General features: G+C 65.1%; 10 protein-coding genes. 4 read left to right on the forward strand and 6 right to left on the reverse strand.

Features of this window, described 5'->3' with window-relative positions:
* Nucleotides 1-12 precede the first annotated feature (12 nt).
* The 3 genes from BMG523DRAFT_RS10495 (at nt 13) to BMG523DRAFT_RS10505 (ending at nt 4,387) form a co-directional block, all read left to right on the forward strand.
* Nucleotides 13-870 carry a hypothetical protein gene (locus BMG523DRAFT_RS10495; RefSeq protein ID WP_235463051.1) on the forward strand — a complete coding sequence of 286 codons (858 nt, stop codon included), beginning with the start codon at nt 13-15 and terminating at the stop codon, nt 868-870.
* Nucleotides 871-1,715: 845 nt separating this feature from the next.
* Nucleotides 1,716-2,993: a hypothetical protein gene (locus tag BMG523DRAFT_RS10500; protein WP_043591036.1), complete on the forward strand. Its 1,278-nt coding sequence runs from the start codon at nt 1,716-1,718 to the stop codon at nt 2,991-2,993.
* A 239-nt stretch (nt 2,994-3,232) separates the two neighbouring features.
* Nucleotides 3,233-4,387, forward strand: a complete 1,155-nt coding sequence (locus BMG523DRAFT_RS10505; RefSeq protein ID WP_200875397.1) for a DUF4041 domain-containing protein — start codon at nt 3,233-3,235, stop codon at nt 4,385-4,387.
* 53 nt (nt 4,388-4,440) lie between these two features.
* Here the strand turns inward: BMG523DRAFT_RS10505 and BMG523DRAFT_RS10510 are convergent, their stop codons facing one another.
* The 6 genes from BMG523DRAFT_RS10510 to BMG523DRAFT_RS10535 all read right to left on the reverse strand — a co-directional run bounded on the left by BMG523DRAFT_RS10510 (nt 4,441) and on the right by BMG523DRAFT_RS10535 (nt 9,212).
* A complete protein-coding gene (locus tag BMG523DRAFT_RS10510; protein WP_134351952.1) occupies nt 4,441-5,160 on the reverse strand; it encodes a hypothetical protein in 720 nt (239 codons plus the stop codon).
* A 325-nt stretch (nt 5,161-5,485) separates the two neighbouring features.
* Nucleotides 5,486-6,454 carry an S-4TM family putative pore-forming effector gene (locus BMG523DRAFT_RS10515; RefSeq protein WP_023840432.1) on the reverse strand — a complete coding sequence of 323 codons (969 nt, stop codon included), beginning with the start codon at nt 6,452-6,454 and terminating at the stop codon, nt 5,486-5,488.
* A complete protein-coding gene (locus BMG523DRAFT_RS10520; protein ID WP_023840431.1) occupies nt 6,451-7,317 on the reverse strand; it encodes a CBASS oligonucleotide cyclase in 867 nt (288 codons plus the stop codon). The genes BMG523DRAFT_RS10515 and BMG523DRAFT_RS10520 overlap by 4 nt, the downstream gene beginning before the upstream one ends.
* Nucleotides 7,318-7,339: 22 nt before the next feature.
* A complete protein-coding gene (locus tag BMG523DRAFT_RS10525; protein WP_023840430.1) occupies nt 7,340-7,843 on the reverse strand; it encodes a hypothetical protein in 504 nt (167 codons plus the stop codon).
* A 69-nt stretch (nt 7,844-7,912) separates the two neighbouring features.
* Nucleotides 7,913-8,320, reverse strand: a complete 408-nt coding sequence (locus BMG523DRAFT_RS10530) for a hypothetical protein (protein ID WP_023840429.1) — start codon at nt 8,318-8,320, stop codon at nt 7,913-7,915.
* A complete protein-coding gene (locus BMG523DRAFT_RS10535; RefSeq protein WP_023840428.1) occupies nt 8,307-9,212 on the reverse strand; it encodes an AAA family ATPase in 906 nt (301 codons plus the stop codon). Before BMG523DRAFT_RS10535 ends, BMG523DRAFT_RS10530 begins: the two co-directional genes overlap by 14 nt.
* Before the next feature lie 242 nt (nt 9,213-9,454).
* Here BMG523DRAFT_RS10535 and BMG523DRAFT_RS22980 point away from each other — a divergent pair, with 242 nt between their 5' ends.
* Complete coding sequence (locus tag BMG523DRAFT_RS22980; RefSeq protein ID WP_035941257.1) at nt 9,455-10,567, forward strand: ImmA/IrrE family metallo-endopeptidase; 1,113 nt, start codon at nt 9,455-9,457, stop codon at nt 10,565-10,567.
* The last annotated feature ends 811 nt before the right edge of the window (nt 10,568-11,378 follow it).

Genomic DNA, 11,378 nt, shown 5'->3' on the forward strand with positions numbered 1-11,378 from the left:
ACCGTCACCCGCATGCGCGCAGCGCACGAACGCGCCAGCGCCGCCCTCCGGGTCACGGTCGACCGGACCCAGGCTGAGGAAGCGTGGGGCTTCGCCGGACGAACCCTCGGCCGACCGGTAATGACCCCCGACAGCCCAGGCTGGCTACGGATCGCCGCCACCGAAGCCGGACAGCAGATCACCACGTTCTGGGACGGCGGACGCACCGCACAGCAGGCGCTGCCAGCATCCATCCCACGCCCAGCGCTACGCGCGATCCACGACCATCACCACGACGGCTGGGACTACCGCGCCGAGCTATACGACCGTGTCCACGTCCGACCTCTCGCCGTCACGACCGTGCCGCGGCGGCTCACCGACTCACCGAAAGGGCAATGGTTCCAGGCACTGCGCCGTTCCTTCCGCATCCTCGCCACGGTCTCCACCGACCGGCGCACCATCGAGCAGTCCTACCTCGACGACGTCATGCCCAGGATGCTCGGCGAACCGATCACCACCGAGGCGCCCGCACCGTGGGTAACCGCGCACGGAGACCTGCACTGGGCCAACCTCTGCGGCCCCACCCTCTGCATGATCGATTGGGAAGGCTGGGGCCTGGCACCCTCCGGCTACGACGCCGCCGCCCTCTACTGCCACAGCTTGCTCATGCCAACGCTCGCCGCACAGGTTCAGGCGCGCTTCGCAGACGCGCTCTCCACCGAGAGCGGCCGGTACGCCGAACTGGCCGTCATCGCCGAGCTACTCGACACCGTCCCCTCCGGCACCGGTATCGATCATGCGGGGCTGCTGCGTATCCGCGCCACACATCTTCTCCGCCGCGCCATACCCCGCCCGAGAGAAGGCACCGTCACGAGGCCAGGTCAGACATGACCCACCGCAACGGCCATGCTCGGGAACAGCTCCACTGGGCAGCGTTCCGGGCCTGCGCTGGGGCCGAGTATCTGCCCCCAATGCCTGGCGGACGGTGGTGGACAGCTCTGGACCCCCAGGGCTCGCCAGAACTGGCCCACGAGAAATCTCATCGCCACTGTGCCGGGAGGTGAAGCTGTCTCGCACCCGGTGGAGACCTGCAGGCAAGTCTCGCTATTAAGCGGAGGATCCCACATCAGCCAGAAGATGATCTGACGGTGATCTGACTGTTGTTGCGTATGCAACTTCTGTCAGATCACCGTCAGATCTCTACGGCCCTGGTCTATCTGCCCCGTGGCTGCGCTCCGGACAGCCTCCGCAACCCACGATGGCTCGTCGTCCCAAGCTTGCCCGGTCCGGCGAGCTCAACCTGTCCGCCGAGCCCGCGAAGTTCGAATGTTCCACTCGGAGGCCAGGAAGATCGCCGAGTAGGGGCGTCACCCGGAGGGCCGGTCCGCCGTCGATGGTTCGCATGCTGCCTGATCAACGACCATCTGGGCAGGCTTCCTTGTCAGCACCCGTCGATGCCCTCCCGTCTTCAAGGACACTGACGGGCCCGCCGTGCTCAAGGGTCAGCGCGCCAGCACTGTCCAGATGCCGGCCGCTACGAAGACGGTTGACCCGCTGAACTGTCCGGATTCCAACGCGTGCTGGAGACGCGGCGGTCCGGGGCCGGAAGGGGCGGCGGCGTCCACCGGAGCCTCGCGGGATAACCAGTCTCGATCTGTCGTGACCGCGAGAAATCGTCGGAACGTGAGGATACGGTAGCTGAGCGCAAGGTTGTTCCTGGTTCGGAGGGGGTGCCGGTGGCCACGCGGCGGGGGCTATTCGCCGAGTTGCAGTACCAGGCAGCGCAGGCCGAGAAGCGGCAGCGGCAGCAGAGGGCTGCGGCCCACCGTGCACTCCTTGCCGCTGAAAAGGAAGCCGCGCAGAAGGCTCGGGCCGCTGAGCGCGCAGCCGCCGCGGCGGCCAAGGCGTCCACGAAAGAACAGGCCCGCTTGCTGAAGGAAGCGGGCCTGCTGTACGTCGCGGCGCGATTGAGCGAGGTCGGTTCGCTGAATGCCGATCTCGCGAGCACATTCGAAGAGATCGACGGCATTCTGGCCACGGCGCTCCTGGTCGACAGCTATGTTGATCTCGAGGCTTTGAAAGTCACGACCGTCGTGCATCCACCGTTCGAGCCCGGTGCTCTCGCAGTCCCGACACCGCCCGTTGCTGCTCCTGTGTACCCGGCGGAACCCGTCTACCAGGAGCCGCAAGTACCGGGAGTCCTATTCGGGGCGAAGAAAAAACATGCCCAGGCGATCGCTCAAGCTCAGACCACGCACGAGCAGGCGCTGCGGCGGTGGCGGGAACAGGTGTCAGCGATACGGACGGCGCATGTCTCCGCTCTGGACCAGCGGCAGCGTGCCGAGGACGCTCGCCTGGCGAAGCTCGCCGCGGCGCGGGCGGTCCACGTCGAAGCGTGTCGTCGGAGAGACGCCGACGCCGACGAGCGGAACCGGGGACTCACCAGACTGATCAATGATCTCGCCTTCGACGTCGAGGCGGCGATCCGCGAGTACGTCGGGATCGTCCTGTCGAACTCCGCCTACCCGGATGCATTTCCAGTCACTCACGACTACGAGTTCGATCTCTCCAGCAGGGAGCTGCGTCTGGCAGCCGCTGTCCCTGAACCATCCGCAGTCCCCTCGGTCAAGGAGTACAAGTACGCCCCGAGGAAGGACGAGATCTCGTCGACCAAGCTGCCGGCGACGGTCCAGAAGGACCGCTACGCGAGCGCCGTCTTCCAGACCGCCGTACGCACGCTGCACGACGTCTTCGGCGCCGACCGCCAAGGAAAGATCCACTCGATTGCCCTGACGGTCGGGGTCGACCGGATCTCGCCTGCGACCGGGCTTCCGGAGACCATCCCGCTCGCGATCGTCGCTGCAGACCGCGCAACGTTCCGCAAGTTCCGGCTCGACCAGGACGAGATCGTCCCTCAGAAGACCCTCGAGTACCTCGGCGCGGCGCTGTCCCCTTCGCCGTTCACTCTCAAGCCCGCCGACGCCTCCCGCGGCATCAGGCAGCGTGGGCAGTGACCATGCGGTTCAACCCACCGCCAGGCTGGCCCACACCCCCCGAAGGCTGGACTCCCCCACCAGGTTGGGTTCCAGACCCATCTTGGCCCAGGCCGCCCCACGGATGGCAGCTCTGGCTTCCGGGGCCCACCGTCACGTCGCTCGGGACCGGCGACGACCTTCTCATCCGATCGGAACCCGGAGTCCAGGAGTTCTCGCTCGAAGGCGCATCCATGTCATCCGGATCCGAGACCAGCGAGATGCCGGTCGACAGCGCCGCGCTGATGGCTCGCATCACTGAACTAGAGAAGGCGCTCGCCGCTACCCAGGCTGGCTCCCGTGAGATCATCGAGCTCAGCGATCAGCGGGCCCTCCAGGACGTTGGCATATACCGATATCACCACCCGCTCGAGAACGCCGCCGCCTATAAGGGACGCCTTGAAGAGATCGACACGCATATCGCCGAGTTTGTGAAGTCCGGCACGGCGATCCTTGCCGCGGATCTGTTCACCTTCAACGGCTCGCTCGCCAAGGGGCGCCGACTCGTCGCCGACCTGTCCAAGCTGATGCTGCTCGCCTACAACGCCGAGGCAGCCAACTGCGTCCGCTCCTTGCGCGCCGGCAACATCACAACCGCCAAGAAGCGGCTGGAACGAACCGTGGCGTCGATCGAGAAGCTCGGCGCGATCATGGAGATGCGGATCAATCCTGACTACCACTCCCTACGGATCGCCGAACTCGAACTCACCGCCGACTTCCGAATGAAGATCCAAGAAGAACGACAGAGAGAGCGGGAGCGACGCGCACAGCTAGCCGAGGAACGCAAAGCTCAAGAGGAACTCGCCACCGAGAAGGAACGCCTCAAGAAGGAACGTGCCCACTACGCAAGCGCGCTCGAAACTCTCCGCGCCCAGGGCGACGACGCTGCTGCAGACGAACTCGCTGGCCGACTGGCGGACATCGATCAGGCCATCGAGAAGAGCGACTACAGGATCGCGAACATCCGCGCCGGATACGTCTACGTCATCTCCAACATCGGCGTATTCGGCCCGCACGTCGTCAAGATCGGCCTGACCCGACGCCTCGATCCGATGGACCGGGTCCGCGAGCTCGGTGACGCCTCCGTTCCATTCCGGTACGACGTCCACGCACTCTATTTCTCCAAAGACGCTGTCACCCTCGAAAACGAACTCCACCAAGCATTCGCCGACCGGCGCGTGAACTTCGCGAACCCGCGCCGCGAGTTCTTTTTCGCCACCCCATCAGAAGTACGGAACGTCCTCCTAGAAAAGACCGAAGGGGGCCTACTCCAATTCACCGAAGAACCCGAAGCACTCGAGTATCTTCAAAGCCTACGGTACTGGCCTGACCACGCCCAACTTCCAACGACTGCCAGCCGAGCTACCGGAACCTGACCCGCCATGCAGAACCGGGCGGTGATCGCCACACCGACGAACGCTCCGCCAGCTCAGTCGACGTCCCAGGCTTCCCAGGAGACCACCCAATCGGCTGGCCGCCGAGAGAGCGCTTCACCCCCGGCGGTAAGAAATTGGTTGAGGGCCTCCATCGCCACGCGAGAGTGTTCGGATGCGTGCTGATCGTATATCTCGCGGCATTCCACGTAGATGGTGGTCTCGAGGGAGAAGGTCTTGCTCCCGTGACCAGTTCTCGCTCGCACCAGTTTCCGGATCCGCTTCCGTAGCTCCGCCTGCTGGTCCCCCGGAACACTGCGCACCTCCGCGAACCCCTGTTCGCAGACGACATCAGCCGCGAGCTGCGCGACCAACGAGAGTCTTCGGTCCGCGCGCGGCGTCGGGTAGAAGCGGTCGATCAACGTCAGACAGCGGCGGCAGGTCGGGGCGAAGGCCACCCGGCCGTCCTCCCTCAGCGGGCCGCCCTCACCGCCGACCATCACAGCCCACACACTGCCACACAGCGTGGTCTCGGCCCAGCGAGGCGCCAGGAGTTCCTCCCTGACATAGTGGGCTGCCGTCGGCGAGAGATGCGGTCTCGACGAGTCAAAATAGAAGTCGTGGACCGCACCTCGGCCAGACGACTCCAAGTCCGCCAGGCGAGCCAGATGAATCACGTCACCGCCGCTGGTGACGGTGAGAAGCATCGACCTTCCGCCCACGTCAACTGCGTTAACGCCAAATTTCGATACCGTCATAGATGCATTGTCTACCATACGGAGGCAACCTCGACCGGCCAGCCAGCAGAAGCGTGAACTCGGGGTCGGATCGCGGTTGGAGTACTGGTCACAATGAGCGGGCCCCCTGGGTGGCCGCTCTGGAGCCTCGCCAGGCGGGCGCGTGGTCGGATCGGTGGGAAGCCGCGACATAGTGGACCGGCGCAACGACGACGCCGGCCGGCACCGAAAGCGAGAGTCCCAAAGGATGGGAATAGCGCCGACCAGCGGTTTCACACCGGCAGCCTGGCTGTGGAGGGCCGGTTTGAGCTGACTTCACTTGCTTGAAGTGGTTCGGTGGGCGGGCGTGGCGCGTCCCGCCGAACTACGTAGATGAGGGAGGGTCTTCAGCGAGGCGGACGCGGTGGCCTTCTGCGGTGTAGCCGAAGTCATGTTCGTCGTCGTCGCGGAAGCGTTTGTAGAACCATTCGGGTACTCGAGCTGGGTCTAGACGGGTGCGGAGGACGCCGTCCTGTACGTCGCGGGCCACGTTGCGTAGGCGGTGCCATTCGGTGTCGAGCACGGGGCCGGGACGTCCGTTGTTCAGCTCGGCGTTGACGACCTTGGCGAGTCGTTCGCGTTCGTCGGCCACCTTGCGTTGGCTGGACCAGATCTCGTAGGCGATCTGGTAGGCGGCCAGGGACGGGACGAAGAAGCTGAGGAGGGTGTCGAGCAGTGTGGCGTTCGCGACCGCGAGACCGGCGATCAGACCGATGGTGGTCCACAGGATTGCTGCGGCGGCGATGAGGTGGCTGTATCGGCGGCGGAGGCGGGCGTCCCAGGCGAGGTTCTGTTCCTGGGCGATGAAGACGTCGTAGGGGTGGTGGACGTCGTGGGTGGGGTCATACCAGCCGTCGGTGATGCGTTTGTCCTTTTTTCCCCCGCGGGAGAGTTGGCGTGCGAGGCGGCGGACGTCTGGTTCGGGGATCGGGTCGCCGGCGACGGTGGCGCGCCATGGTAGGTGGAACAGGGCGGTGTCGAACATCTCCTGGAGCAGGGCGCCTTGGCGGGCGGTGTTCCCGGAGAGGCCCTTGAGCAGGAACGCTGAGACGACGAACCAGAAGAACCCGACGATCGAGACCACGGTCCGGCCATGCCCGATCAGCGTGATCAGGACACCGGCGGCGGCCAGTGCGGTGGCTGCGACGGCGCGGACGGCTTCGAGGAGCTGTCCACGTTGGTGGCTTGCCGCCGCGGCACGCTGTAGGAGCAGCATGTCGTCGTCGAGCTGCCGCTCGTGGATGGCCCGGGACGGTATCCCACGGATGCCGGCGGGGCCGGTAGAGAGTTTCATGGCTTGGTCATTCGGTTCCCGAAGAGCTTCCTCCACTCGTCGTAGGCGGCACGGTCTTGGCCTTCGTCCTCCAGGTCGACCGCGCGCTCGGCGATTACACGGGCCTGGTTGAGCGCGTTGGCCGCAGCGAGTTTCTGAGTCGTGTTCATGACGGCGTTGACCTCGCCACCGAGACCGGCGGGGTCGGGCCATTCATCGCCGATGCGTTCGGCGGCGGTGGCCAGGAACAACACGATCTCGTCCTGGTAGCGCCCGAACGGTGGCTTCACCAGGGACTGGGCCATGGCCTCCAGCAGGAAGGATGGCGAGACTGGTTCGCCGAGTTCACGGTTGATTCCTTTGATCATTTTGACGAAGGGCACGTACTTCCCGTCGCAGTCGGCGTTCTTGGCGATGCTCAGCTCGTGGTGGCGCTTGGGGTTGGTCGCGATCCAGTCGCCCGCTGAGGGATTGGGGATGTAGTAGCCGCCATCCTTCCGTTTGAAGGCGGGGACCACGTCGATGGACATGACTTCGTCGTCGGCGCCGTAGGGGATGACGACCGCCATGCCGTCGCGGGCGGCGGCGCTCCACTTCTGGCGCAGCAGGGTCTCCAGCGCGTTGATGACCTGGATGGGGGCCTGGTCACGGAAGCCGGCCTGGGAGCCGTCGGAGTCGAGGACGACGAAGATATCGATATCCTTGAGCTTCTTCGTCTTGGTATCGCGCCGGTAGCTACCGGTGAGGAAGTCGTCAGCGAGGTCCCAGTGCGACGTGACGAAGTCGCGGATGGTCTCGTGTCGCGCCTTGGCCAGGTTCTGCTCGGTCTGGGTGATCTCCAGATTGTGCTTGAGCTTGGCGAAGGCGTCGTCGATGTATGCCATAGCGGTGTCCCTGCTCGTGGTCTCAGGCGTGGTAGTACCGCATGCCGGTCGAGGCGTGCGGGGCGGAGCCGAGGGTGCCGAAAGTGATGCCGCGCAGGCCGTCGGTGCTCGCCCGCTGGCCGGGGCCCCAACCTGGTTGCGGCGTGCGGGGCCCGTTGAAGGTGCAGAACAGTCGGTAGGTGGTGCCGGTGGGCACCCGGTCGAGCTTGGCGCGGAACCGGGCGAGCCGGGCGCGGGAGGCGGTGAATTCGGCGTTGCCGTCACCGGAGGCGTTGTAGGACACCGGGAACTCGACCACCGGCACCACGGCGCCCGAGGGCTGGTGACATTCAAGGACGACCGCGTCGAGGGAGCCCTCCTCGACCCAGGCTTTGATCGCGTTCTCGTTCTGCACCCAGTCGCGGTTCAGCCGGTCCATGTTGATCCCGAGGTCGGCAAGGATGTCGGTGATGGCGCCGAGGATGATGTCCGTCAGGTGCGTGGCGGTGTGGGTCCGGGTGTAGCTGTAGGTATAGGTGGAAGTCATCGCTGGGTCACCGCCCGGCGGAGGGCCTCACGGTCGATCAGCGGACCTGAGCTGTCGGCCTTCGTCTCCTCAGCGGGCGGGGCAGCGTCCGACAGCCGAGCGTGCCCAGCCGCAGCGGCTTTCACCTGACTCATGCAGCGGGGCGGGCGACGGGAGGTAGATCATGAAGTCGTCGGCGCCCGCCGCGCCGGGGACGGGGTTGAGGTTCTCCTCCAGGGTCAGCGCCGCCGCGCCAGACACCGTAGTGATCTCGCAGTGCACCTTGCCGGCCACCAGGGTGACCGGGTGCTTGTTCAGGTGCCCTCCCGCGATCAGCATCCGCCCGACCGCCTCGGCTGCCGACATCGCCCGTCCCGCCTCGTCGCGCGACAGTGAGGAGGACTGCGCCACGGTGTCCGCTATGAGGTCCGTGATTACCGTCCAGGTCGCGCTGGCGCTGCGCACGGGCGAGGCTGCCACCTCCCTAGTGCGCCGCACGGGACACCTCCGGCTGGCGCGTCTCCGCAACGGCGTTGTGCACTGCGGCGGCCAAGTCGTCCTCGGTGAGGCTGCCTGGGTCGAGCACCGTCTCCATCCGCTGGGCCAGGGCTTCGAAGACGACCTTGCGCGTGCGGCGGCCGTCCAGTCCGTCTGCGGCCTCGGCGATGCGGCGCATCGCTGAGGAGCGGGCCAGATCACCCAGGGCCGGGTACTTGTCGGCGAGTGTGAGTAGCGTGGAGGCCAGGATCTCCCGTAGCGCCTCCGGCTCCGGGAACGGGACGAGGATGGCGGCGTCGGAGCGGGACAGGAACGCCTCGTCCAGAGCGGTGGTGAAGTTGCTGGTCGCGACGAAGAACAGGTGCGGGTGCTCGGCGGCATTGAGATCCAACGCCGTGAGCACCGCGTCGGTGGCACGGTGGACGTCGGCCGGGTTGGCGGCCAACGACGCCGCCGAGCGGGCAACCGCCATCGACTCGACCTCGTCCAGGATCACCACGGTCGGCATCCCGTCCGACGCCAGACCCGGCACATACTCGCCAAGCAGCTCGCTGACCCGCTGCTGCGACTGCCCATGCTCGGCGCTCATCAGCCCATGCGGGTTGATCTCAATCCGCCGCACCTCGCCGCCGCGAACGAAGCGCGCGACCTGCGCCGGCAGACCGCGCGCCAGGGTGGTCTTGCCGGTGCCGGGCGGCCCGTAGAGCGTGCACAACCCGTGCAACGCCGTCACCGCGAACGGCAGATCAGGTCGCACGAGCAGCGACAACAAGGTGTGGTTGCGCAACCGCTCCTTGATCGTCTCCGGCACCACGATGGCGTCCCACAGTGCGGCCTCCGCCGAGTCGGCCGCGACCACCTTCTCCGACAGCACGCACTCCTGAAGCTTCATCCCTCGACTCCGTCCCCCACACACAGCAGGTCACCTCAGATTTGAACAAGATCTTCTCAGATATCGGTAGACTACACGACGGGGAAGCGGCGCAACTCGGCACACTTCACTCGGGCGCGTCCTGCTCGGGCCGAGCTAGTTGACCGCCCGGTAACGAAGGTGTGCCTAAGATGCGAGCGGAGCATCAAGATCGAGAATCGTCCGCTGATCGGCGGACACCGACTGGCGCGGAGACGAGCGACGTGAACGATCCGCAACTGGACCCCGGTGACATCGCGGCCCTGTTCGATCGGGCCAGACTGCGGATGGCGCGTGAACTTCGCGGTCTTACCCAGGTGCAGCTGGCGCGAGAAGTCGGCTCCGTCACCGCGGCCTCGGTCAGCCAGTTCGAGAACGGGCACACCAAACCCGCCACATCGACGCTTTGCCGCCTCGCGGTCGCGTTGCGGGTGCCGCCGAGCTTCTTCGCAGCGCCGGCCCGCCCTCCCGCGCAGGACCAGGTCAAAGGGTTCTTTCGCAGCCTTCGATCAACTTCTCCGCGAGATCGTCAGCAAGCTCTAGCCTACGTGCACCTTGCGCGGGAACTCGCGCTCGAGCTCGAGAAGCACGTCGCGCTGCCCGACCTCAACCTGCCACGCCTTCCGGTCGACAAACAGCCGCTTCAGTCCGCCGACATCGAGCAAGCGGCAGCTCAGGTTCGTGGCCATTGGAACCTGCCACGGGGTCCAGTTCTCGATGTTGTACGACTACTTGAGACGAACGGGATCGTTGCCGTTCGTTTTCGCGTCAGCATTGAAAAAGTGGACGCATTTTGCGTTAATTTCCCTGACCGACCCGTCGTCGCCCTTGGTGCCGATAAGGGCCTGCGTGACCGCTCCCGCTTCGATGCAGCCCATGAACTCGGCCATCTAGTTTTGCACGGATTCTCGGGAGAAATTGGAGACAAGACCACGGAGGGGCAAGCCCACGAGTTCGCCGCTTCGTTCCTCATGCCGGCCGACGACATCAAACCCGAACTCCCAGATCGACTTGACTGGCCCGCATTTCTCCATTTGAAAGCAAAATGGCATGTCTCGCTTGCAGCCCTTCTGGTGAGGGCGAGGACGCTCGGGGTCATGAATGAACACACTTACGCACAGGGATGGAAAGCCTTGTCTGCACGTGGATGGAGGAAGGTAGAGCCGGGTCCGCTGGGAAACCCGGAGGTTCCAGTGCTTCTACAGCGCGCACTAGAACTCATGGAGACGACCGGCCTCTCCTTTGGAGATTTTATCAACCGCTCCGGACTCCCGGAAACAGACGTTAGAACTCTGCTAAGTCGGGATATCACCGAACGCCCTCGAGTGGTGCTCTGATTTCCTCGAATTCCGAGCGGGACAGGCGGGCCGGTCGCCCTCCAGCGACAAACAATTGCGACCCGCGCGAGGATTCAGCCGTCGACCGAAAGGAGGCGCTTCACGATTTCATCGGCCGCGAAGTCAGGACGACTGGCGACGCAGCGTGCCCGATCTTCCCTATGAGAGGACATGCGGGAGCTGACTATTGTAGCGGGGGGACTACATTGCACCACCGTGGCGGTCGCCCGGATCGGTGAAGCGTTCCTACTGTTCGGCCGACGGTCTAGTCCGGCGGCGTGTGTGCGCAGGTGACCTCGGATTTTTCGGCACGGCGCGACACGTTGCGGTACGCCCGGATACGCAGTGTTTCGTCTTGTTATCGAGTGCTCGGAGTACGGGCCCCCCGAGCATCGTGGTAGCCGCGAGGCAGTCACGACCAACCTCGGCCTGATGGGTGGGCTCACCTGGCAACTGTCGGGTTGGCCACCCGGAAACGCCCCACAGCCGTCCTGACGGCTACCGCCGACTCAAGGACTTGATGGTCATAACCAACCTGAAGAACACAGGCCAACCGCATCGACGACCGTCACCGAGGGCGACCGACTGCTTTGAAACCAGACGGGGCTCGAACCGACACACCGCGTCGGCTACCTGCCATTTCACGGTTGAGCGGGTCGATCGAGTCGATAGATCATGACTATTTATGCAGGTCATACGATGCGTAACGTTGCGTGGTGGACCATGTGTACCAGCATCCGAACCGTTTGATCTTGGTTGCTGGCCCTGAATTTACTGTCCGACCGGTCGCTACCCGGGCTCTCACCAGGAA

This window comes from Frankia sp. BMG5.23 (assembly GCF_000685765.2).
Lineage (GTDB): Bacteria > Actinomycetota > Actinomycetes > Frankiales > Frankiaceae > Frankia > Frankia casuarinae.